The following is a 23,894-nucleotide window of genomic DNA, read 5'->3' on the forward strand; positions in this document are numbered from 1 at the left end:
CAAAATAATCGCTTTTACAAGCAAAAGCAGCTGGATTATAGACGCTTTTATAGACAGGGCAATTGATATTTAAATAATATTAATAACTAATAAAAATCAAAAGCTTAATATTTATAGTTTAGACTCATATGAAGAAAAAGCTACGCTAAGTTGTTGCTTTACGCTATCGGGGAGGTTTTTATTACAGGCAAAATATAAAGGGGCTTGATGGGCATTGATTGGCATTAGTAATTCGAGTTGTAATTTATTTAATAAATGAGATTGTTCATGGTTTATTCGCTGCGCAGGTATAACCACTAAATCAATACTCGAACTTCGTGTTTGAATTATCTTAAAAATATTATCAAAACTACTAAACAGCATTAAATTTTCGTTTTCTTTAAAGCCTTTTGAAAGTAGATAATGATGACTGTAGTTATCTTTTAAAACCGCAATACGGTATTGCTTAGCCTGCTCTAAATTAGTTAAGGAAATACCTTTGCTTTTAAGGGAGTAAAAATTAGTGTCAAATTGGGCGAGCTTAGCAAACCAAATAAAATTATGTTCCCGCTCAGGCGAACGAGAAATAGAAAATATACAGGTTTGGGGATCTCTCAGTGCAATATTGTAAGCCATACTCCAATCGCTTACAGAGATTGAATAATCAATGCCTGCGCTATCAAGCGCCAATCGGACTTTATCGGCAGCATCACCTACTAAATTGTTATTCGCGTCCAGATACTGCGCAGGCGCAAAGTTCTCTGTTACAACAGTAAGTTTAGCCGCACAATGATGGCTTACAATGAGCAATAATACGAAATACCATTTAGTCACAATAACCCACTATATAAAATTTAAGATGTTACTTTTTTGGTAAAAGCAAATTTAATATAGCGGATTAATTACAAATAGCCAATTTTGGGCCTGTGGGATTAACGATTCATTGCTGCAATTAAGAATGCTGAAATTTTAGCGCCTTCTCTAAGCGTCGTCTCTGAGCTTGATTGACCCACTAATGAGCTGTCGGTAAACGGCGCGATTTCCATCATATCTGCTCCGGTTATTGGAAACTCATCGGCAATGGCTGACAAAATATCAAGCGCATGCTGTGGTGTTAACCCATTTTCTTCAGGTGTACCTGTTGCTGAAGCAAATTGAGCATCTAGTGCGTCAATATCAAAGCTTACATACACTTCATCAACCTTGTCAGCCTTTAGTTGCGCGATTGTATCGGCAGCAACAGCGGCTGCGCCACGCTCAATAATTTCAGCAGCCCAGTGCTGTTTAACGCCAAAGGTACTTTCCCAATGTGATTTAGGCTTACCACTTGAGCGAATACCAAATTGAATTAAATGATGTGGCGCGGGTAAAAATTCTAAAATATGGGTACACCAAGAGCCAAAACATAAATCGATGCCCAAACGCTCTACGAGTAAGTCGGTGTGGGCGTCAAAATGAATAATAGCCGTACGTTTACCTTGCTCGCGTTTGGCTTTTAAGTACGCTTTTGTCAGCGGGTAACTAATAGAATGATCGCCACCAATGCCAAAAATTCCTTTATCGTGAAATGTTGCATAAAAGCTGTCACATACATCTTCGGTAATAGACAGTGGACTTACGAAATGATCGTTATTGTCATTGCCATAAAGCGCTTTTTGGCAATTGGTAATTGTTGCCTCGTTTAAGTATTTATCGTGTAATAAATGCGGTATTACGCGCACATCACCTAAGTCAAATGAACGACACTGTGTTTGCTGGTCAATTAGAGCTGAACGTAAAAACAAAGGCCCCCAGTTAGCACCGCGTAAAATACCACCACCACAATCAGAGCTAATCCCCAACATAACCGCTTTGTGGGGTGAGTTAGGTAATTCATTTAGCGAGTCACGCCATAAAACATCGACATTTTCAGTTTGACCATATAATTTATTTCTGAGTGCTGCTTTGCGTTCTTTTGCCGTATTAACCGTGAATACACCATCGCCAGGTGCACATAAACAGTGTTCAACTTTATTTTTAAATGCTTGAAATTGTGTGCTCATTGTAAACCCTTTTTCAATCTGAATATCTTGTCTATTATTGAGTAGTTATGCAAAACGACGAACGCTGAATAAATTAAAAATTAATTGTATGTGGTTATAAAAATCACTGAACGTTGTGTTCTGCGAGGTTAGGTCAGCGGCAAAACAATACAAAACCTACTAACTAACCTTATGAATATAAACAATTTAAAATTTAGCTAACAACTCTTTTAGCTAGCTACTGGTTTGCTCTGAGGTATGAATATAGTGTCTGAGCAAACAAGTCAACTGGCTCATTTTGTTAGTAATTTTAGCCATTGATTGAATATTCAGAGTTAATGAATAAACCAATACGGACATCCGTCCTGTACTTCATTTAGGTTTCTCGTAATCATGCTAAATTGACAACAACTCTTATTAAAAAGGCTTAGTTATGGAAAAGGTATTTCACTTAGGACTGTGTATTGATGATTTAAAAGGTGCAAAACTGGCTATTGTTCCAGGGGATCCAGATCGTGCAGCACGCATTTCACAGTTCTTAGATAATCCAACCTGCCTTGCTCAAACCCGTGAGTTTCACATTTATTTAGGCCAATTAAACGGCCACTCAGTGGTTGTATGTTCAACCGGTATCGGCGGCCCTTCAACGTCAATTGCGGTTGAAGAACTGGCTCAACTTGGCGTACGTAGCTTTCTTCGCATTGGCACAACAGGCGCGATTCAGCCGCACATTAACGAAGGCGATATTTTAATTAGCCAAGCCTCAGTTCGTTTGGATGGCGCGAGTCAGCATTTTGCACCGCTGTGCTACCCTGCTGTTTCTGATTTTTTTGCCACTCAAGCGATGGTAAAAGCCTGTGAAAACCTAAACATCGATTTTCATATCGGTATCACCGCTTCAAGCGATACCTTCTACCCAGGACAAGAGCGTTACGATACGCATTCTGGTTATGTTCCTAAGTCATTACAGGGTAGCTGTGAAGAATGGCAAAAACTAGGCGTGATGAACTACGAAATGGAATCGGCTACTTTATTTACTATGTGTGCCGCTCTTGGCCTACAAGCAGCCTGTGTTGCCGGTGTATTAGTAAATAGAACACGTCAAGAAATTCCTAACGTAGACCACGGCGAGATTGAGAAAAAATCGGTTGCCGTGGTACTTGAAGCCGCTAAAGTGTTACTTGGCTAATGTTGCGCTAATAACCTCAAGTGTTGGCAAGCCAGTAAAGCTTGCTAACACGGCTTTTGCCACCCCAGATTGGTTTTCATGACCAGCCGTTTCTAATAACGTAACTGATTTTACTGTTTGCTTATCAAAGCTCAGTCCTGCTAAAAACAACTGACTCACAGCACTTTGTAATGGCGATAAACTCGGGCTGTACGCTGCATTTTCTGCATAGCTGCCATAAAAATCACCGTTTTCAAACGTACTTATTTTTACTGCACTGTAATTTTGGCTGTACGGCACATAAGCCGCTAAAGCATAACTCATCAGCTTTTCATCAAGTTGTTCGTTTTCAAAACAATTAGTTTGCTCTGCTGGGTTAAATAAGCTGTGCTCATTGCCTAAATCGGTTGGTCCAAATGAGTGAGGTAATAACTCTGCCAATTTAAAGTTTTGTGCTGGCAGTAAAATATCAAGCTCTTTCGCATCAGCGAGTTCATTCATAAATTGACGACAGTACCCACATGGGAGATCACTAATCGCTATTTTAAGAATTTTTTTACCGCCATTTAACCAGGCATTATTAATGGCAGATTGCTCACCGTGCACCACTAAACTAAGTGCTTGATGGTCAAACTCAGCGTTAGCGCCAAAATAAAAAGTGGTGTTTCCTTGTGAATCGAGCCCTTTTACAATTGCGCCGACATGAAATTTGGAAATAGGTGCAACCGAAAACTCTGAAGCCATAGGCACTAAGCCTTGTAATAAAATATCTTCGCTAACATTAAGCTCGGTGCAAAGCGCTGAAATATCGTTTGGGTATAAAATACCGCGTTGAGTTTTTAATTGACTGCGTAGAGCTTGCGTTTGCGCTACGTTTAATGAAATGTGTGAATTGCTAAGTGCTGTATTATGTTGCACTTTAAAAGTTGCTGAAGCCATAATAGTTTTTATTTGATCAATGGCCAAGTAGTGTAAAAGGTTGGCAAACTAAATACCAGCCTATTCAACGTAAAAAAAAGGAACACGTCGTGTGTTCCCTCTAAAACTAATCTAGTTTTGGATTAACCTGTATTACGCATACCCGCTGCAATGCCGGTCATAGTGATCATCAAAGCATTATCTATATCGTTTTCATTGCCTTTATCATCGCCACGAGAACGACGTAATAACTCAACTTGTAATACATTCAGCGGATCGGTGTATGGATTTCTAAGCCCGATAGACTCTTTGATCCAAGGCTGATCAGCCAATAAGCTTTTTTGTGGGCTCAATGATTGCACTAACGTTATAGCTTCACCAAGTTCATCACGTAAAGCTACACCCAGCGGCTTATACATCTCTTCCACCAGCGCATTATCGTAATGCTCACTCAACCAGCTATCCGCTTTACTAAATACCATTTCTAGCATTTCTAAACGCGCCCTAAAAAATGGCCATTGCAAGCTCATTTCACTTAAGGTTTCTATACCGTATTTTTCAAGCGCGGCTTTAAGCCCGCTCAATGCACCTAACCATGCAGGTAACATTAACCGGTTTTGACTCCACGCAAAAATCCATGGAATAGCACGTAAGCTCTCAACCCCTCCATTTGGATTTCGTTTTGCAGGCCTTGAGCCTAAAGGTAATTTTGACAGTTCCAATTCAGGTGTCGCCATTCTAAAGTAAGGCACAAAGTTTTCATCGTGGCGCACCACATTACGGTAATGCTCACACGACACATCGCTAATTAATGCCATTACTTCGCGCCACTGTGATTTAGGCTCTGGTGGTGGCAATAAATTACTTTGTAGTACCGCACCCGCATAAATATTTAAGCTTTGTAATGCCACATTAGGCAGGCCAAATTTAAAGCGGATCATTTCACCTTGCTCTGTTACCCTAAGCCCGCCTTTTAACGACCCCGGCGGCTGAGAATGCAATGCTTGTGCAGCAGGCGCACCACCACGGCCAACCGTACCCCCACGGCCATGGAATAAAATAAGCTCAATACCGCGTTCATCCGCTAGTTGTACGAGCTTATCCATTGCCTCATATTGTGCCCAACCAGCAGCCATCATGCCTGCATCTTTGGCTGAGTCTGAATAGCCAATCATTACATTTTGGGTGTTTTTAATGTGTCCACGGTACCACTCGTTATTTAAAAGTGTAGTGATGACGTTGTGGCCATCGTTTAAATCATCCAAGGTTTCGAATAAAGGCGCCACAGGCAGTTCAAAACCACAGCCAGACTCTTTAAGTAATAGCTGCACTGCTAATATATCAGAGGCAGTTCGTGCCATAGAGATAATGTATAAACCAAAGGTTTTTTCATCTTGTTGCGCAATAACATCAAAGGTGTCGAGCACCTCTTGCACTTCTGGACTTGGTTGCCAATGCCTAGGAATTAGCGGACGACGTGAATTGAGCTCTGTCAGTAAAAAAGCTTGTTTGTCTTGCTCTTCCCATTGATTGTAATCGCCAATACCTAAATGACGAGTTAATTCAGAAAACACATCGCTGTGTCTTGACGAATCCTGTCGTACATCCAGTTTTGCCAAGCGCAAACCAAAGCTATTTACACGATGGATCACATCTAATAGCAAGCCATCAGCAACCACTTGCATATTGCATTTTAACAATGAGCGATAACACACCTCAATTGGGTGCTTAATTTGGTTAATATCAGTTATTAAATCTTGTGATTCTGTACGCTTGTTTTTAATTTTAGCGCTTAAGTACATCACTGTTTCAGCCACTTGGTTTTTAAGCTCTTTGAGCACGGCTCGATAAGGTTCAAACTCTTGCCCTGCCAGTTTAATGAGCTCATCACTGGCATCAGACATTGAAAGTTCAGCACACAAAGTTTCTAAATCACGCTGGTATAAATCCAGCGCCATCCAACGGCCATGATCGAGTACTTGCTTAGTCACCTCAGCGGTTACAAACGGGTTACCATCCCGATCTCCCCCCATCCACGACGTAAATTCTATCGGGCTGTAGTTGGCTGGTAGCTCAAGGCTCAAATGCTGTTTAACATGCTGGCTAAACTCACGTAAAAAACGTGGCACGGCATCCCATAAGCTATTTTCAATTACCGCATAGCCCCATTTAGCTTCATCAACAGGGCTTGGACGAGAACGACGAATATCGTCAGTATGCCAAGCTTGGCTAATAAGCTGCGCAATTCGATTTAATATCGCTTCGCGCTCTTGCGCAAGGTTGTCGGTTCGCTCAAGCGACGCTAAACAATCGCTTAGTTCAACATGTTTGTTAATAATAGTACGGCGAGTCACTTCGGTTGGGTGAGCGGTTAGTACTAAGTTTATGTGGAGTTTTGAGAGTGTGTCGGCTAAATGATTATGATTAAGCTGACCTTGTTCGGCCTTTGCTGCTAACGTTTTTAATGTTTGAGTGAGAGGATTTAGTTGGCAAAAACCAACATCATTAAAACGTGATACGGTATGAAACTGCTCTGCAACATTAGCTAAGTTTAAAAAATGATTAAATGAACGGGCAACCGGTAAAAGCTCCTCATCACTAAGCGCATGGAGTACATCAATTAACGCTTGGCGATCGGCTTCATTGCCACTGCGAGATGATTTTGATAAAGCCCGAATTTCTTCTACTTTATCTAAAATCTCTTGGCCTTGGGCATCTTTAATAGTTTGCCCTAATAATTGACCAAGTAGATTTACATTACCTCGCAAGGCGGCATATTGTTCACTCATTTCTAGCTCTCCTTCGTTTCTTGGAGACCTATTAATATCACTAAGAGGGAATATTTAATAGATCCATTTGCATTGTCTTGTCGTAAAAAAGCATATGTAAAATAAACACAAAGCGATAACATGATCATTTTTTACGATGGCAATTGCCCACTGTGCAATGCAGAAATGCAACATTTAAAACGTGCCGATGTTGATCATAAAATTACACTAGAAGATTTAAATGCGGATGATTTTAGTGAACGTTTTCCTGCAATCGATAAACAAAATGCCATGGATTTATTGCACGCCCAAACTGATAAGGGGCAGATGATTTACGGCTTAGACGTCACTTATCAAGCTTGGCGCACCGTTGGCAAATACCGTTGGCTTAAAATAATTCGTTTGCCCGTAATTCGCTTTTTTGCCGATCATGCTTACACTTTTTTTGCAAAATACCGCCATCACATAAGCCGTTTTTTAATGCCCAATGCGCAGTGTAGTAATGGTCAATGCAATATCAAATCTAAAGGTGAAAAATGAAAACAGTGATTTTATTTGGCGCCAGTAGCGCCATTGCACAATCCTACGTAAGTCATTTAAATCAGCAAGCAGCACAATTTAATATAATTTGTGTCAGCTCATCGAATATTGAGCATAATGATGACAGGGTAACCTATTTCCACAGCGACTACTCGGCGCAAAGCCTAAATGAGCTAACCCAGTCGTTAAAGTCACAACAAATTGAGCTTGCTCAGGTAATAATATTTAATGGTCAATTACACAACGACCAGCACATGCCAGAAAAAAAGCTCGAAGAAATTAACAGTGATTATTTTATGCAGCTTTTGCACTCTAATACACTTGTCCCCCTGCTGTGCTTACAAAGTATAGTGCCACTGCTTAATCACAAAACTCATTGCACAATTACTGCTTTAAGCGCTCGTGTAGGCAGTATTAACGACAATAAATTGGGTGGCTGGTATACCTATCGCGCATCCAAGTCTGCGCTGAACATGCTATTTAAAACAGCCGCCATTGAACTTGCTCGTCGCGCTAAAAATACCAAACTTGTTTTATTTCACCCAGGTACTACTGATACACAGCTCTCTAAGCCATTTCAAAAAAATGTGCCCGCAGATAAACTGTTTACCCCTGACTTTGTTGCTCAGCAATTATTTAAATTTACTTACGAAAACCCACAGCTAGAACTCAACGGCGAACCTGCCTACCTAGATTGGCAAGGAAACACCATAAAATGGTAAGGAACAAACACATGCATTTTTCGAAAGACCGCATAGCCGCACTTGAAAAACATACCCGTACACACTTTATCAATTCACTTTCAGGGTTTAAAAGTGCAAACTTAATTGGCACACAAGACTTACAAGGTAATACCAATCTAGCCATTGTCAGTTCAGTTATTCATTTAGGCGCTCACCCACCGCTAGTGGGCATGATAATGCGCCCGCACAGCGTACCAAGGCATACATTCGAAAATATTATAGAAACAGGCGTTTATACTATTAACCAAGTAAATAGTGATATTTACCAGCAGGCACACCAAACATCGGCACGTTACGCTAAAGATGAGTCTGAGTTTAATGCAACCGGTCTCAAAACAGAGTACTTAAACGACTTTAAAGCGCCTTTTGTTGCACAAAGCCGACTAAAATACGCAGTAAAATTTGTAGAGAATCAGCACTTAACTGTTAATGGCACTGAGCTGGTTATTGGCGAAATAATGGATGTTTATGTAGATAAATCAGCACTCCAAAGTGATGGCTTTTTAGACTTACAAGCCATCGATACCGTTGCAGTAACCGGATTAGATAGCTACCACACAGCGAATAAGCTCAATCGTTTACCCTACGCGAAAAAATAGCCCAAGGTTATCAAGTCCTTGGGAATAAGGGACTTGATAACTCCCCCTATTTGTTCAATCCCTTGTTCACTAATCGCAATTAGTTTGAAGTGAACGCATTTAGCCTACACACTATGCAAAATTTTGTAGGAGAAATATATGACCACAGTTGGTATTGGTACACACACACCCGAACAAGCACTTGCTAGTTTAAGCAATATGACCCACTCAGTAACGCCAATTCAGGCCGATGAGTATTTAGTGCGTATGGCCAAAGCGCAAGCTTATATGCAAGCTAATAATATTGATGCGATATATTTAAATGCAGGTACTAACTTAACGTATTTTACCGGTATGAAATGGTACGCCAGTGAACGACTAGTCGGCGCTATTTTACCCGCCATGGGTGAGGTGCAATACATTGCCCCCCATTTTGAAATTGGCTCTTTAAATGGCTTTAAAGTCATTGATGGCCCAATACACGGCTGGCAAGAACACGAGAACCCGTTTGAGCTATTCGTTAAAGTGCTTAAACAACTGAATATTAGTGACACCGCTACCGTGGGCATTGATGAAAGCGCACAGTTTTTTATTTTTGATGGCATCAATAAAGCCAGTTCAGGGTTAAAACTAGTTAACGCACAACCTGTAACCGCACATTGTAGAATGCATAAATCAGCCAATGAATTAGCATTAATGCAATGCGCCATGGATATGACTTTAGCGGTTCATCAGGCTACGGCGAGCATGCTTTATGAAGGAATTAGTACAGTAGAAGTCGAAGAATTTATAAAAAAAGCGCATCAAAAAGTAGGTGCTCCGGGAAATTACTTCTGTATTGTATTGTTTGGCCTTGCTACCTCATTCCCTCATGGTGTAAAAGATCCACAAATTTTGAAAAAAGGCGACATGGTCCTTATTGATACCGGATGCAAAGTACACGATTACTTGTCTGATATCACGCGTACCTACGTATTTGGTGAAGCAACCAGTCGCCAGCGCCTATTTTGGGATTTTGAAAAAGCAGCCCAGTTAGCAGCTTTCAATCAAGCCGCCATTGGCAAAACCTGTGAATCGGTTGACGAAGCAGCTCGCAGCTACTTAGCAGCTCAAGGCTTAGGCCCTGAATACCAAACACCAGGTTGCCCACACCGCACAGGCCATGGTATTGGCTTAGACATTCATGAATGGCCATACTTAGTGGGCGGCGATAAAACCCCGCTTGCCACAGGCATGTGTTTTAGTAACGAACCTATGCTGGTTATTCCAGATGAATTTGGTGTGAGATTAGAAGATCACTTCTATATGACAGATGACGGCCCGCGTTGGTTTACCCAGCCAAGCCACAGCATTGACGACCCATTTGGTTTAAACAGCTAACCTGAAAACATTCAATAAAAGAGCAGCATTTTCGCTGCTCTTTTTATGTTCAATGATTGATAAACTAAACTTCATCCCAATATCCATTGTTATTAAAAAGCAATCCTTCAAAGATCCTTATGAAAAACTTAAAAATAGATATCGTCTCAGATGTAATGTGCCCATGGTGTATTATTGGGTATAAAAACTTAGAAGCCGCATTGGCAGAATTAAAAGACGAAATGAGTGCGGATATTACATGGCACCCTTTTGAGCTTAATCCGGATATGCCACTTGAAGGGCAAGACTTAAACGAGCACTTGCAGCAAAAATACAGCTTAACCGAAGAAGAAAGCGCGCGAAATCGTCAAAACATGGCGGATGCGGGTGAACGAGCTGGCTTTACCTTTAATTTTGACGGTAAACGCATCATGATCAACAGCTTTGATTTACATCGCTTGCTAATGTGGGCTCGTGAAGAAGGTAAGCAAACTGAGTTAAAACTGGCGTTTTTTGAGGCACACTTCACCGATTTAAAATATTTAAATCAAGAAGATGCATTACTGGATGTGGTAGAAAAAGTAGGCCTTAACAAAGACACAGCCAGGGAAATTTTACACTCAGATAAATACGTACAAGCGGTACGCCAAGAGCAAAATAACTTTAAGCAAATGGGTATTACTTCAGTGCCAACTTTCATTATAAATGATAAGTACGCGCTTACCGGTGGGCAACCGAGTGAATCGTTTATTCAAGCACTTAAGCAAATAAGTGAAGAAGAAGCCAACCAGGAGCAATAATTTTTCGGGTTAGGCTGCATTTTGCGGCCTAACATTATTAATTTTTTAAGTTAAACACCTGTCTGTTGTTTAAATTAAGCCCGTCCTCAACATCATGATAATAGCGCTCATAAAGCGCGTTCAACTCACCGCTATCTGCTAACTTTGTTAAGCCTTGCTCTAATAACTCAATGATTGCTTTGTTATTTTCGTTTGCGTAAAAATAATAGTAATTATCGTATTGCAGCATAATATGTGGCTCAATAACAAAGTTATACTGAGGGTGTTTACGTATTTCGGCTTTTATTGCTGTAACTGAACGCGGAAAATAATCGCCAAGTCCTTCATCTAACGCTTTTAACATGCTTTCATAACTCAAATCACCATTAACTGTTAGACCATTGTTTTTTAAAACATAAAAGTCTGACCAACTTTGTTTTTGCAACGCAATAAATGGTTTTAGCTGTGCCAAGGTTTTGATCTCAGAAAATTCTTTTAACCGACTTTGTTTAACCATGAGCAAGCGCTTTGAATGCAGCCCATTGTAAATAGGATAACTTGTGTGTATTAAATTTCTTTGCTCTGCAAGGGCGCTTGGCATAGTTAACCAAGCTAAATCAACATCACCGTTACGTTTGAGCTCTTGCAAAATCCTTTTAGTATTCATTGGCTCAATGCTGTAGGCAATATTGAGCTTTACATTAACCTCTGCAAAGCTCTTTTCTAATAACGTTAAAATATAGTGGTTTTTTGGTATGTCTTGCGTGCTTGGTTTACCGAGCTTAAGGGTGAGCGTTTGCTCAGTGCTACTGGCAAAAAATGCCACTGCCATTAAAATCAAACTGCAGCATAAAATAATAAGCTTCATAGTTATTCCAAGTTGCTTTAGCATGTAACAAACTGAACAAATAATAAGTATAGCGGCAACTTAAAATTGCGTTAGTTTATGTGCGATAAAGTACCTTAATAACATGCCAACCAAATTTCGTTTTTACTAAATGCGGTTCTAAAATTGCACCACTAAAAGCCACCTTATCAAACTGCGGAACCATTTGGCCTCGTCTAAACTCACCTAAATCACCACCTTTTTTACCCGATGGACATGACGAATACTTTTTAGCTAAAGTTTGAAACTTTGCGCCTTTGCCTAATTGCTTGATGATGTCTTCTGCTATTTCTTTATGTTTTACTAAAATATGCAGTGCGTGCGCCGTATTTGCCATGTAAGTGCCTTTTTAATGCTAAAATTTAAACGCCGCGATTTTAGCACAGCCAATACATTCAGGCATCTATTAAAGCACTTATAAATAGTGGGCTTGGTCTTGTTTTGAAGGGATCCTGCAATAGTGATATTTACCAAATAAGGTATATCGATTTGATGCAATTTTATCATAAAGCCAATTGTTAAAACGATTTGGCAACACACTAAATATACCACTAAGTTTCCACGGATAGCCTAGCTGTTTAATCACCTCGAAAAATGCATGGCTTTGTATAAATGCTTGAGCGTTTTCAATATAAACCATAGAGGCAAAATCAGTTGTCGAATAGCCAAAGTGCATTAATATTTGCTGCCCTTTTGGTGATTGTACACTGCATAGTTTAAACATGGCCTGAGGGTCGTAAGCAATAATAAAATTACACCACGCACTACAAAGTTTGCACTGGGCGTCGAACAGTATAATTTTTTGGCTTTTTATTAGCGCGGCGGCATTAGTCATTAATTGCTTCCTCAAGCGAGGGCTTATTGTTGCACTGGTTTTTTTTGTAGCTTGCGCTGCAAAGTGCGTCTATGCATATTAAGCTGCCTTGCAGTCATTGATACATTACCGTTGTTGCTGTGCAATACATGTTGAATATGCTCCCATTCTAAGCGCTCGGGTGACATAACCTCTTCAGGAATTTCGGTTACTGTCGATACCGGCTCTACTTTTAGCGCTTTTAATAAGCTTGCCATATCGACAGGCTTAGTTAAATAGTCATTAGCGCCCAAGCGCATCGCCTCTACGGCTGTAGCTATACTTGCAAAGCCGGTAAGCAATACAATATGCGCCTTGGGTAACAAGTGTCGCAGCGGTGCAATAAGCGCCAGCCCATTTTCATCTGCTAACTTCATATCTAATAAAATACAATCAGGTTGCTGCTGGCGAGCCCTAAGTAAGGCCTCTGTTTGGTTATGTGCAACCTCACAGTTAAAGCTGTGTTTTGTTAAGCGCCTTACCAAAGTGGTAGCAAGGTTAATGTCATCTTCAATAATTAGCAACTTCATAGCGCCGACTCGGTTATTAATAGTGGCATTTGTATCTTGGCCACCGCTCCACCATCGGGGTGATTATAAACAGTTAACGAACCATTTAAACGCTCAAACGTGACATTTGATAGCATAACCGCTATTCCCATGCCTTGCTCGCTGGGCATGAGCTGCCCGCCTAACTCCGCTAACTCGGAGGATAAAAAACCAGCGCCAAAATCCCGAATAATTAACGCAATACTTTGCGCATCTGACTGTTGCCAACTCAACTCTAATTGCATTTGGCCTTTTTTTTCGTTAGCAAGCGCTGCATTTTGTAATAAGTTTAAAATAGCAGGTAGCAGCATGGCATCACTTTTTAATGTGGCTTTAGGCGCCTCATTAAGCCAGTTTATTTGTTGATTAGGGTATTGTAATAGCAACGTATCATGAATTTGATTTTGCAGCTGCTCTGCTTTTATAGGTATTTGCGTGTTTTTATCTCGTAGCTGCATAGAGAGCTTTCTAAAATCATTAAGCTGAGTGCGGCATTGCAGCAAGGGCGCTTGCATTTGCTGAATAATTTCATTGTTGGGATGCTCTTCTACAAGCTCTTCAAACAATAATTGTAAATTAGCAATAGGCGTTGCTAATTGATGAGTAATTTGCGCCGCTGCGCCATCGAGAGTAACCAGTTGTTCACTACGCAACTGTTTCTCTCTAACTTTAGCAATAGTGCGCTCACGTTGTTGTAAAGCACGGTTCATTGCACCAATAACCAACGCAATCACGCAGGCACTGATAACAAAATTAACCCACATGCCAATAAAGTGGCCACTCATGTTCATTTGGTGCATGCTATGCTCTGGCATTTTAATCAGTAGCATGCTGTAGGCAGCGATAGCCAGCACAGCAATATAGGCAAGCCCACGAGCGCTCAATGTAATTGCCGCTATCATAATAGGTAACAATAATAACGACACAAATGCGTTAGTTGCACCGCCACTTAAAGACAACAAAATAGTTAAAAAAAGTACGTCAGCGGTCAGTTGCATCAGCATGCCAACAGGCTTTGCTTGGCTAACATTTCTATAAGCAAAGATACTTGCTAACTGAAAAACCGCCTCAAGCGTAATAACGGCTAGCAACGGCATGAGCGCAATTTGATGCTCTAATAAAAAATAAACGCTTAACACTGCAATAAGCTGCACAGCAATGGCGCCACTGCGCAGCATTAATAACCGGCTAATAGCAGGATCGGTTTTAATTAACACAATAAGATTCACCTGATTGAATATACATTGCTTTGTTATCCATTATAAATAATGCTTTTTAAGTAATGATTTCATAATAAGCGCCTCATATTAGCTGCTCACTCAGCCGCACTCAAGCATATATGGTCAACAAAGTATTTGTATTCTATTAAGCTTAGAAAGCCTATGAGCTATTGTGTAAAACAGGCACAATCATTAAAAGCTTTTAATTAACACAATAAAAACAAGTCAATTACCTTTAAGCAAAAATGCAGCAAATAGTCCGTAAAATAGCAGTAATTACTAAGCAAACCATGCTATAAACTAGTGTTAACAGCTAATTTTTGATATAACGTCCTCATTAGACGAACACGTCATACCACTTTTAAGAGAACACACTATGCCTTACGCACATATCACTGGTTGGGGTAAATGCATTCCACCAGCAAGCATCAGCAACGACGAAATAAGTGAAATTGTAGATACAACCGATGAGTGGATCACCACACGCACAGGTATCAAGGCACGAAGAGTTAGCCATGTAAGTACTGCTGAACTTGCTAGTGTGGCTGCAAAACATGCCATTGCATGTGCTGGCGTAGATGCAAAAGATATCGATTTAGTTATTTTAGCAACGTGCACCCCCTCAACAGTCGTTGCAAACACCGCCTCATTAGTACAAAAAAATATTGGTGCTACAGGCGCTGCAGCCATGGACACCAACGCGGCATGTTCTGGTTTCTTATATGCTTTACAAGCTGCGACAGCGCAAATTCAAGCTGGCATGATCAAAAAAGCCGTCGTTATCGCGGCTGAGCGCATGACGTGGTATGTAAACTGGGCACGACGCGACAGCGCAGTATTATTTGGTGATGGTGCCGGTGCCGTTGTGCTTGAAGCAGCAGAAACACCTGCAGGCTTATTAGGGACTAAAACCGGTTGTGACAGCGAAGATCGTGATATTTTACACATTACTAATTTTGGCAGTGATTTAAATAAATATGAGCCAATTGGTCCATCAGACCTTTTATTTGAAGGCCGTGAAATATTTAAACGTGCCGTTAAAGGCATGAGTGAAGCCTGTGACGACGTGCTTGAACAAGCCAATCTTAAGTTAGACGATATCGATGTACTAGTTCCGCATCAAGCCAATCTACGCATTATTCAAGCTATTCAAAATCGCTTAAAAGTGGATGACGAAAAAGTAATGGTCAATATTGGTGAATATGGCAACACCTCTGCTGCCACCATTGCAATTGCATTGTGTGAAGCCGTTGAGCAAGGCTTAATTAAACCGCATGCAAATATTATGTCGGCGGCATTTGGAGCTGGGCTTACTTGGGCGGCAAGCTATATAAAATGGGGCGAGCGAGTAACGCCTATTGCACTTAGTGATGCTGAGCTTCCACCGTGTAATAAAACGGGTTTAGAGCTTGTTGCACCGGCTGTAAAAGCGTGTAAAGACGCAGAGCCTAGCTAAAAGCTAATATATAACCATGCACATGTATTGATAAACAGCGCACTGCTTTTAGTGCGCTTTTTGCTTTTTAAGGAAAATATATGCAACTACTAGGCATTCATCATGTAGCCATCATTTGTAGCAACTATCCACGCTCTAAACATTTTTATAGTGAAATATTAAAACTCACGATTATTAATGAGCATTATCGTGCACAGCGTCAGTCTTACAAACTCGATTTAGCTTTACCTGATGGAAGTCAGTTAGAATTATTTTCGTTTAATGATGCGCCAAGTAGACCAAGCTACCCCGAAGCTCAAGGACTTAGACATTTAGCATTTAAAGTTGGGTGTATTAATACTGCTAAACATTATTTAGAGTCACACAATGTCATCGTCGAAAATATTAGAGAAGATGAAATAACCGGCAAAAAATTCACCTTTTTTGCCGATCCAGATGGCTTACCCCTTGAGTTATATGCACTTTAACATCTAATAACTCAAGGTATATTTAATTTAGTTAAATCGATTTTGTAGGTAAGTAAATACTGCACGAATACCCAGTGCCTCACCACCAGCTGGACGCCCAGGTAATGCACGTAAATTCCATGCCATTACGTCAAAGTGAACCCATGGTGTATTTGGCTCTACAAACTCTTTCAAATAAAGTGCAGCGGTTATTGCGCCACCAAATGGCGTACTTGCACAGTTAGCCATATCAGCCACATCGCTTTTCAAAAATGGTTTGTATTGCTCGAATAACGGCAATTGCCAAACAGGGTCGTTAACTTGCATGCCCGAGTCCATAATGGCATTTGCTACAGCGCGATCCGTTGAGAAAAAACCTGGTAGCTCTGTACCTAAAGCAACGCGGCACGCACCGGTTAATGTAGCAAAATCTATGATTAATTCAGGATCATCGTTTTGTGCTTCGCTTAAAGCATCACACAGTACTAATCGCCCTTCTGCATCGGTATTGTCTATTTCGACCATAATACCTTTACGGGTTTTTACTACATCGCCAGGGCGAAATGCATTACGCGAAACAGCATTTTCAACCGCAGGCACTAAAACACGAAGGCGTATTGGTAAGTTAGCGGCCATAATTAGCTGAGCCAGGGCAATAACATGCGCGGCCCCACCCATGTCTTTTTTCATGTTGCGCATGCCTGAACTGGGCTTTAAATCAAGTCCACCGGAATCAAAACACACGCCTTTACCGACTAACGTAATTTGTGGCGCATCGACTGCCCCCCATTTCAAGTCAAGTAATCGTGGTTTATTTTCACTCGCGCGCCCTACCATATGAATAGTTGGGTAATTTTGCTCTAATAACTCATCACCTATCCACTGCGAAAATTCACCGTCGAATGTATCTGCTAGGTCACTCATGACTTGTGATAAGTGCTGCGGCATCATATCGGCAGCTGGGGTATTAACTAAATCGCGTGCTAAATTAATGGCATCCGCTTGTTGTTTTACTTGTTCATATAATGTTTTATCAGCAATACCAAGTTGAGCTTTAGCGGTGGCTTTTTGTTTGTATTCACTAAACTCATAACCACCTAACACAAAGCCTAAAGCAAGTTGAGCAACTAAAGACTCATCACCTTGAATTTGATAACAACCCGCAGGTAATTTACTGGCAAGCTCGCCAGCAGCCCAAAAATCATCAGCGCTTTGCATTACACAAAATACCTGACTTAGCTCACCCGTTTCTGGATTTGGTACTAGTGCAAGTCCTGATTTTTCAAAATCTGTGTTTGCTAGCCAGCGCTGTACAAAACTCGGTTGCTGCGTAAGCCAATCGGTTAGTTCGTTTTTAACGATAAATGATAGAGGAATTCCTGAAGAGGTATGACGAAGTAAAGCACTCATTAAATGACTCACATAATAGAAAATGATGCCTTAGCATAACAATAAGCACTATTAAAAGGTATAGCTAATTATGTTCTGCTAGCTTACTTCTTCTTTGAGGGCGTTGAGTCTTGCTCTTGGTTTTGTTGAGCAATTTCTTGATCAATTTCTTTAATCGGCTTATTCATACTAAAAGAACTCGGCAATACATCAACCCCTACTAACTGCCCTAGTTTAACAACCAGTGGAATAGTTAATGGTGCAAACGGTAATAACGCAAAAACGCCTAGCCCTAGTCCTTTTAATATATCAACAAACTGCTCGTTGGCGCGTTTTAGTTCTGCTTTATTTGTTTGCCCTTGGGTATAACGCCTATAAATTATTAGCATTTCTTTGGTTTCTTGCCTTTCTTGGGCAAGCGCAATTTTAAGCGCGACCATAGCACGACGAAAGCGTAGTTGTTGTCGCTTTTTACTTATTTTAGCAACCCGCCAGGGTGCACGATGGATAACTTTATATAATCGCATAGCCTGTATTCTCACACAGCGCTTTCAGTTCACAAAGAATAATTTACACGCTTTATTCAATCATTTATTCTTAATGTTCATTTTCCTCAGTTTAAATAAAAACATGCAAAAAAACATACCCAACACTAAACCCGAAAGGCCAAAATCTGATGAGTGCTGCGGCGGCGGTAGTTGCTGTCCATGTGTATGGGATGAGTACAAAGAAAAACTTGCACAGTGGAAAAAACATCATGGTGAAAATATCAATAGCAAGTCAGTTTAATTCAATAATAGAAAGTAGCTAAAATAGCTTATTTAGTTAATAACTATATATCAATGACTGCTTTTTCCCCCTTTCCCAGCCCTACTTATGATTATTTTTAGATAAATCATTTGTTTCAACTTGTTAAATAGTGATTAATCACCCATTACCCTCTTTAGTTTTTTTATCTATAGTCTATTTCGAGGACTCACAGGAGGTGCGCTTAGTTTATTAAGCTTTTGAAACATCTCCATGCGGAATTAATGGTGGCTTTTACTACGCTAAAGCAACCTATACTTTCTAACCATGTGTTAATGATACTCAAAGGCGAAATGTGTGGTGCATTTCGCCTTTTTATTGGCCTCAAATAATAATCTTACTCTCGCTTATTTTGCTGTTTTAGGGTTATAGTTAATAAAAAGAATATTGTTTGGATTATGTTACTAAAAAAAGCGGATCATTTATTAGCACAAAACAAGCTTAGAGAAGCTGAGTTTCATTACAAAACGCTTTTACAAGCAGAGCCTGATAATGGTGATGCTCTGTTTGGCCTAGGTAAGGTGGCGCTGCGTTTAGAACAATTTGATGCCGCTGTCTATATACTACAACGAGCGTGTCAGCACCTCCCTTATTTACTAGAACCTTTGTATGCACTAAGTGATGCATTTAATGCGGTTAACTCCCCTGAAAATGCGCAAAAAGTACTCGAGTACGCAACCAGTATTGCCGCAGACAACCCAGATACCCATTATTATTTAGCTCAGCACTATTTAACCTTTGGCGAGCTCGATAAAGCACAGTCAACGCTTGAGGAAGCATTAAAGCTTGGAATAGCACCGGTTACGGCTTATGTTTTATTTGAATTGGTACAATTAGGACGTTTTAATAAAGCAAATAATTACATCGTTCAATTACACCATTTTTTAACTCAAACAAATAACCTACGCTTAAAAATGGTCTGCTACTATGCTTTAGCTAAAAGTTACGACAAGTTAGACGATACTGATCAAGCGTTTAACTATTTTGTGATTGCCAATCAGCAACAACACAAACTCAGTGAATTTAAAACTGAAGATTTAATTGGGTTTTATGATCAACTTATTGAATATAATAATGAAAGTGTGCTCAATTTTGCAAACCTAAATAAGCAGTATCCAGTTACGCCCGTGTTTATTATTTGTATGCCACGAAGCGGCTCAACCTTACTGGAGCAGATGTTAGCAGGACACAGTCAATGGGCAACGCTTGGAGAGGACACCAGTATTAGTAATAAGATAGTCGCTTTTTTAGAACAAAAAAAAGGGTTACGCTACCCTCAATGCTTAACTAAGCTAACAACGCCTTTAATTAACCAAGCCAGAGCCATGTATTTAGATACCTTAAGTTCTTCTGGGAGCAATTGCGCATTTGTGATCAATAAACTGCCTAGCAATTACCAAAACTTAGGGTTAATTTATATTTTATTCCCAGATGCTAAGTTTATTAACCTGAGTCGAAACTTTCATGCAACCGCATTTTCAGTGTTTACTAATTACTTTGCTGAAAACGAACCCTATTTTTGTGATTTAAATGAATTTACTTTGTACCATCAGCTTTATGAAAAATTGATGAGCCATTGGCAGCAATTTAACCGCTTAGCTATTTATAATTTAAGTTATGAGCAGTTAATTGAAAACCCTAAAGATCAATTAACCGCACTATTGAGTTTTACTGGCTGTGAATTTGAACAGACTTGTCTAGACTTTTACAAAAATAAAAGCGCCGTTACAACGCTCAGTAAACATGCGATTAGGCAGCCTGTAAATAACAAAAGCCTTGATAAATGGCAGCGTTATGAAGCCCCTTTACTTAGTCTGCTCTCGTTGCCTCAAACCAATTAAGCACATCCATAAACTGTTCTTGGCGTGCCTGTGGATGGGTAAGCATATTAATATGGTCGTAATCTACTTTGTGCCCAAAGCGGCGGCCATATATTTGCATTTTTTGCACCCCAGTACCTGACTCATCAATAAACTTTTGAATATCGATAGGCTGTGCCAATGCTTTATCTTTTACTGCCGCAATATGTAACGTTGGAGGAAGCGTGAGATTTGCTAATGTTTTAGCGTAATCAAAGCCATCATCACTGTCTATCCACGGATTTTTCTTAGCCCACTGCATACTTTGATAATGCGACTTTTGAGTTTCATCATCACTGCCCCACTTTAAGCGTTTTGCTGGTAAATAACCGTGTTTTTTCGCTAATATTGGCGCCATAAAATACCAAATTAAATTAGCCTGAAATAACTTTTTAGGGTGGTTATTAAATAGCGAACGCTTTGAACCAAAATAGGCACACGCTTTTACATCGTTTATCAGCTCAGGAAAGCGAGCAAACACGCTATTAAGCAACACCCCACCCCAAGAATGAGCAACTAAAAAGTCAGGTTTTTTACTCTCTAACTGTTCAATTTTTTTAATAAATGCCGGAATATCTTCAACAATCGCCTCAGTTTGTCCATACCGTGCTTGCTTACAAATAGCTGGTTTACTTTCACCACGCCCGCGTAAATCAGCTACGTAGCAACAATACCCGTGTTCAGCTAAAAAAGGCGCTAACCCTTTATTGCTATGAGTGTAAAATATTTTGCCATTTTCTACCGCGCCATGAATTAATAGCACCACAGGCCCACTTGGCTTCTGGTTGGCGATACGGCGCAAATGCAGTGTTTGATGGTCACCTAATTTAATAAAAACAGACTCTTGAGTAACTGCCAAAGCGAATTCCTTATAATTGTTAACAACTCATCCTACCAGCAATACCTGGTAAGCCAAAGGGAAAATATGCACTTTTTCTGTCTGTATTTGTTACTATTGGCTTTTATTCCTGTTGTTAAAAAAGCCTCATGAAAGCAAAATCAACTCGTTCTAAATTACATCCACGCAATCAACACAAAAATGGTTACGATTTTAATTTGCTTACCTCGCAAACCCCTTCGTTAACTGCTTTTTTAATTACGGCGCCAGCAGGCAATCAAAGTATTGATTTTAGTAATAACTTAGCCGTAAAAACCTTAAATCAGGCGCTATTAAAAAGCCATTACAACATTAACTTTTGGGACATTCCTGAGCACAACTTATGCCCACCTATTCCAGGTAGAGTAGATTATATTCATTACTTAGCTGACTTACTCAGCGAAGATAATCAGCAGGTTATTCCCACTGGCCGACAAATTAAAGTGCTTGATATAGGCACTGGCGCTAACTTAGTTTACCCGCTAACGGGCAATAGCGAATACCAATGGCACTTTACTGGCAGCGACATCGATTTAGCAGCAATAAAAATAGCCAAGCAGCTCGCTCAGTTTAATGATTTAAAAATAACGCTTAAACAACAAAAAAATCCCGAGCATATTTTTAAAGGGGTGGTTAATGCGAAAGATTTGTATCATTTAACGATGTGTAACCCGCCATTTCACGCCAGTGCAGAAGAAGCCAATAAAGGCAGTGAACGTAAATGGAAAAACTTAGGTAAAGCCCCCAGTAACGCCCTCAACTTTGGCGGACAAAGTAATGAGCTGTGGTGTGAAGGTGGTGAGCTGGCCTTTATTTCTACTATGATCAAAGAAAGCAGGGATCACAGTGACCAAGTAATTTGGTTTACCTCGTTGGTTTCTAAAAAAGAAACTCTAGCAGCCTTAGAAGCACAGCTAAAACAACAGCCTATTAGTGAATTTAAAATTGTTGAAATGGCACAAGGACAAAAAGTCAGTCGCTTTATTGCATGGAGCTATTTTGATAAAGCCACCCGAGAACAAATTTGTGAAGAATTAGTATAAAGCCACTTAAGGACACCCCATGATAGATTTTCGCTCAGATACAGTAACAAAACCGTGCAGCAAAATGCGGGATATTATGTATCATGCCCCCGTCGGCGACGACGTTTATGGCGATGATGAAAGTGTAAACCAATTAGAAGCTTATGCTCGATTACGTTTTAATGTGCAAGATGCACTTTTTTGTAGCTCAGGCACACAAACAAATCTACTTGCATTAATGGCCCATTGTGAACGTGGCGATGAGTATATATGTGGCCAAAATGCTCATAACTACAAGTTTGAAGGCGGTGGCGCTGCCGTTTTAGGCTCTATTCAGCCACAGCCTATTGAAAATGAAGCCGATGGTAGTCTATGTTTTACTAAAATTGCTGCAGCAATTAAACCCGATGATAGCCACTTTGCAAAAACCCGCCTGTTAAGCCTTGAAAACACCATAGGTGGTAAAGTGCTCGGTATTGATTATTTACTCAAAGCACGCGAATTTGTTAACCAACATAACTTAGCACTGCATTTAGATGGCGCTCGCGCTTTTAATGCCGCTGCCGAGCTTAACGTTGATATTAAAGAAATAACCCAACATTTTGATTCAGTCTCTATTTGTTTATCAAAAGGATTAGGTGCACCTGTTGGTTCATTATTGCTTGGTTCAACAGCATTGATAGCCAAAGCAAGACGCTGGCGAAAAGTGCTTGGCGGCGGTATGCGCCAAGCGGGTATATTAGCTGCTGCGGGGCAATATGCTTTAGAAAATAACACTCAACGTTTAGTCGATGACCACGCTAATGCACGTTATTTAGCAAAGCAGTTAAATAAAATTTCAGGCCTTGAAGTAAATATGAGTAATACCACAAACATGGTTTACGCTACGTTTGATAACAGCATAAACATCACAAAACTAGCAGCAAATTTAAAAGCACAGGACATTGTGTTTAGCCCAAGTAAGCAACTTAGGCTAGTAACCCATTTAGGTATAACCAAAGCGGATATAGATACCTTTATAAAAGCCCTAACGGCCCATATTTAACGCGGCTTTATAATGTTTGCGGCACACCGATTCATAACGGTCGTTGCCGCCAATTTCTACTTGGTTGCCATCGGCAATAGCCTCGCCATTTTCATCGGTACGTAATACGTGATTTGCTTTGCGCCCACAATGACACACCGTTTTAAGTTCTATTAACTTATCAGCCCAAGCAAGTAAATACTGTGACCCTATAAACAGCTCCCCTCTAAAGTCGTTACGCAATCCGTAACACAATACGGGAATACCTAATTCATCGACTACATCGGTTAACTGCATAACTTGATCTTTAGATAAAAACTGACATTCATCCACCAGCACACAATGGCGTTTTTTATCACTATTGAGCGATTTAATTAGCTCGTACACGTCTTTATCCGCATCATAAATATGTGCATCTGCTTGAAGGCCTATACGTGAGGATACTTTACCTACTCCTGCTCTATCGTCAATGGCAGCGGTGAGGATCACCGGCTCCATACCGCGCTCTTTATAATTAAACGCTGATTGTAATAAAGTGGTTGATTTACCTGCATTCATTGCAGAGTAGTAAAAGTATAATTGCGCCATGGCCGTGCCTTCAAATAAAAAGTGCGCTTATGCTACCCTAAAGTGCAGAGAATACAAATTTGGAAA

The 23,894-nt window shown here is 40.2% G+C and carries 25 protein-coding genes; 12 read left to right on the forward strand and 13 right to left on the reverse strand.

What is annotated here, in order from left to right; genetic code table 11:
- Positions 1-111: 111 nt before the first annotated feature.
- Together MTN96_RS27535 and MTN96_RS27540 are read right to left on the reverse strand one after the other, a co-directional pair.
- Positions 112-813 carry an ABC transporter substrate-binding protein gene (locus MTN96_RS27535; RefSeq protein WP_248533443.1) on the reverse strand — a complete coding sequence of 234 codons (702 nt, stop codon included), beginning with the start codon at positions 811-813 and terminating at the stop codon, positions 112-114.
- A 98-nt stretch (positions 814-911) separates the two neighbouring features.
- Positions 912-2,021, reverse strand: a complete 1,110-nt coding sequence (locus MTN96_RS27540; protein ID WP_069438997.1) for an arginase family protein — start codon at positions 2,019-2,021, stop codon at positions 912-914.
- 412 nt (positions 2,022-2,433) lie between these two features.
- Between MTN96_RS27540 and udp the strand changes: the two genes are divergently transcribed.
- Positions 2,434-3,189: a uridine phosphorylase gene (udp, locus tag MTN96_RS27545; protein ID WP_008112319.1), complete on the forward strand. Its 756-nt coding sequence runs from the start codon at positions 2,434-2,436 to the stop codon at positions 3,187-3,189.
- Here udp and cdd read toward each other — a convergent pair.
- Both cdd and ppc read right to left on the reverse strand, forming a co-directional pair.
- The gene (gene cdd, locus MTN96_RS27550; protein WP_248533445.1) at positions 3,178-4,107 is read right to left on the reverse strand and encodes a cytidine deaminase; all 930 of its coding nucleotides are present in this window, start codon (positions 4,105-4,107) and stop codon (positions 3,178-3,180) included. The genes udp and cdd overlap by 12 nt on opposite strands.
- Before the next feature lie 122 nt (positions 4,108-4,229).
- Complete coding sequence (gene ppc / locus MTN96_RS27555) at positions 4,230-6,875, reverse strand: phosphoenolpyruvate carboxylase (protein ID WP_036983873.1); 2,646 nt, start codon at positions 6,873-6,875, stop codon at positions 4,230-4,232.
- Positions 6,876-6,995: 120 nt separating this feature from the next.
- Here ppc and MTN96_RS27560 point away from each other — a divergent pair, with 120 nt between their 5' ends.
- The 5 genes from MTN96_RS27560 to MTN96_RS27580 all read left to right on the forward strand — a co-directional run bounded on the left by MTN96_RS27560 (position 6,996) and on the right by MTN96_RS27580 (position 10,874).
- Positions 6,996-7,394, forward strand: coding sequence for a thiol-disulfide oxidoreductase DCC family protein (locus MTN96_RS27560; RefSeq protein WP_016899157.1), 399 nt, complete (start codon positions 6,996-6,998; stop codon positions 7,392-7,394).
- A complete protein-coding gene (locus MTN96_RS27565; protein WP_248533464.1) occupies positions 7,391-8,116 on the forward strand; it encodes an SDR family NAD(P)-dependent oxidoreductase in 726 nt (241 codons plus the stop codon). The genes MTN96_RS27560 and MTN96_RS27565 overlap by 4 nt, the downstream gene beginning before the upstream one ends.
- A gap of 11 nt (positions 8,117-8,127) precedes the next feature.
- The gene (locus MTN96_RS27570; protein ID WP_248533466.1) at positions 8,128-8,736 is read left to right on the forward strand and encodes a flavin reductase family protein; all 609 of its coding nucleotides are present in this window, start codon (positions 8,128-8,130) and stop codon (positions 8,734-8,736) included.
- 138 nt (positions 8,737-8,874) lie between these two features.
- Positions 8,875-10,095, forward strand: coding sequence for a Xaa-Pro peptidase family protein (locus tag MTN96_RS27575; protein WP_036983870.1), 1,221 nt, complete (start codon positions 8,875-8,877; stop codon positions 10,093-10,095).
- 119 nt (positions 10,096-10,214) lie between these two features.
- A complete protein-coding gene (locus tag MTN96_RS27580) occupies positions 10,215-10,874 on the forward strand; it encodes a DsbA family oxidoreductase (protein WP_138626952.1) in 660 nt (219 codons plus the stop codon).
- Positions 10,875-10,911: 37 nt separating this feature from the next.
- On the opposite strand, the gene MTN96_RS27585 is transcribed toward MTN96_RS27580, so the two are convergent.
- The 5 genes from MTN96_RS27585 to MTN96_RS27605 form a co-directional block, all read right to left on the reverse strand.
- Positions 10,912-11,721, reverse strand: coding sequence for an ABC transporter substrate-binding protein (locus MTN96_RS27585; RefSeq protein ID WP_248533468.1), 810 nt, complete (start codon positions 11,719-11,721; stop codon positions 10,912-10,914).
- Positions 11,722-11,797: 76 nt separating this feature from the next.
- Positions 11,798-12,076, reverse strand: a complete 279-nt coding sequence (gene ppiC, locus MTN96_RS27590) for a peptidylprolyl isomerase PpiC (protein ID WP_008464312.1) — start codon at positions 12,074-12,076, stop codon at positions 11,798-11,800.
- Between the two features lie 78 nt (positions 12,077-12,154).
- The gene (locus MTN96_RS27595) at positions 12,155-12,574 is read right to left on the reverse strand and encodes a thiol-disulfide oxidoreductase DCC family protein (protein WP_248533470.1); all 420 of its coding nucleotides are present in this window, start codon (positions 12,572-12,574) and stop codon (positions 12,155-12,157) included.
- 23 nt (positions 12,575-12,597) lie between these two features.
- Entirely contained in the window at positions 12,598-13,122 is a 525-nt protein-coding gene (locus MTN96_RS27600) for a response regulator transcription factor (RefSeq protein ID WP_248533472.1), read from the reverse strand.
- Positions 13,119-14,357 (reverse strand): HAMP domain-containing sensor histidine kinase, encoded by a 1,239-nt coding sequence (locus MTN96_RS27605; RefSeq protein ID WP_248533474.1) that lies wholly within the window; start codon positions 14,355-14,357, stop codon positions 13,119-13,121. The genes MTN96_RS27600 and MTN96_RS27605 overlap by 4 nt, the downstream gene beginning before the upstream one ends.
- Positions 14,358-14,736: 379 nt before the next feature.
- Between MTN96_RS27605 and MTN96_RS27610 the strand changes: the two genes are divergently transcribed.
- Positions 14,737-15,816 (forward strand): ketoacyl-ACP synthase III, encoded by a 1,080-nt coding sequence (locus MTN96_RS27610; RefSeq protein ID WP_248474516.1) that lies wholly within the window; start codon positions 14,737-14,739, stop codon positions 15,814-15,816.
- Positions 15,817-15,896: 80 nt separating this feature from the next.
- Positions 15,897-16,283 (forward strand): VOC family protein, encoded by a 387-nt coding sequence (locus MTN96_RS27615; protein ID WP_008464296.1) that lies wholly within the window; start codon positions 15,897-15,899, stop codon positions 16,281-16,283.
- A 27-nt stretch (positions 16,284-16,310) separates the two neighbouring features.
- Here MTN96_RS27615 and MTN96_RS27620 read toward each other — a convergent pair whose 3' ends face one another.
- Together MTN96_RS27620 and MTN96_RS27625 are read right to left on the reverse strand one after the other, a co-directional pair.
- Positions 16,311-17,672: a M17 family metallopeptidase gene (locus MTN96_RS27620; protein ID WP_069439004.1), complete on the reverse strand. Its 1,362-nt coding sequence runs from the start codon at positions 17,670-17,672 to the stop codon at positions 16,311-16,313.
- Between the two features lie 83 nt (positions 17,673-17,755).
- Positions 17,756-18,178 (reverse strand): hypothetical protein, encoded by a 423-nt coding sequence (locus MTN96_RS27625; RefSeq protein ID WP_013463120.1) that lies wholly within the window; start codon positions 18,176-18,178, stop codon positions 17,756-17,758.
- 103 nt (positions 18,179-18,281) lie between these two features.
- On the opposite strand from MTN96_RS27625, the gene MTN96_RS27630 reads away from it, so the two are divergent.
- Both MTN96_RS27630 and MTN96_RS27635 read left to right on the forward strand, forming a co-directional pair.
- Complete coding sequence (locus tag MTN96_RS27630) at positions 18,282-18,440, forward strand: oxidoreductase-like domain-containing protein (protein WP_076921669.1); 159 nt, start codon at positions 18,282-18,284, stop codon at positions 18,438-18,440.
- 416 nt (positions 18,441-18,856) lie between these two features.
- On the forward strand, positions 18,857-20,299 hold the full coding sequence (locus tag MTN96_RS27635; RefSeq protein ID WP_248533476.1) for a sulfotransferase: 1,443 nt from the start codon (positions 18,857-18,859) through the stop codon (positions 20,297-20,299).
- On the opposite strand, the gene MTN96_RS27640 is transcribed toward MTN96_RS27635, so the two are convergent.
- Positions 20,268-21,176 (reverse strand): alpha/beta fold hydrolase, encoded by a 909-nt coding sequence (locus MTN96_RS27640; protein ID WP_036983859.1) that lies wholly within the window; start codon positions 21,174-21,176, stop codon positions 20,268-20,270. The genes MTN96_RS27635 and MTN96_RS27640 overlap by 32 nt on opposite strands.
- A 128-nt stretch (positions 21,177-21,304) precedes the next feature.
- Between MTN96_RS27640 and rlmF the strand changes: the two genes are divergently transcribed.
- Both rlmF and ltaE read left to right on the forward strand, forming a co-directional pair.
- Positions 21,305-22,237, forward strand: a complete 933-nt coding sequence (rlmF, locus tag MTN96_RS27645; RefSeq protein ID WP_248533478.1) for a 23S rRNA (adenine(1618)-N(6))-methyltransferase RlmF — start codon at positions 21,305-21,307, stop codon at positions 22,235-22,237.
- 19 nt (positions 22,238-22,256) lie between these two features.
- Positions 22,257-23,261 (forward strand): low-specificity L-threonine aldolase, encoded by a 1,005-nt coding sequence (ltaE, locus tag MTN96_RS27650; RefSeq protein WP_248533480.1) that lies wholly within the window; start codon positions 22,257-22,259, stop codon positions 23,259-23,261.
- On the opposite strand, the gene MTN96_RS27655 is transcribed toward ltaE, so the two are convergent.
- Positions 23,244-23,828, reverse strand: coding sequence for a thymidine kinase (locus MTN96_RS27655; RefSeq protein WP_248533482.1), 585 nt, complete (start codon positions 23,826-23,828; stop codon positions 23,244-23,246). The two genes, ltaE and MTN96_RS27655, sit on opposite strands and share 18 nt — an antisense overlap.
- Positions 23,829-23,894: the final 66 nt, after the last annotated feature.

Source organism: Pseudoalteromonas sp. 2CM28B, assembly GCF_023161935.1.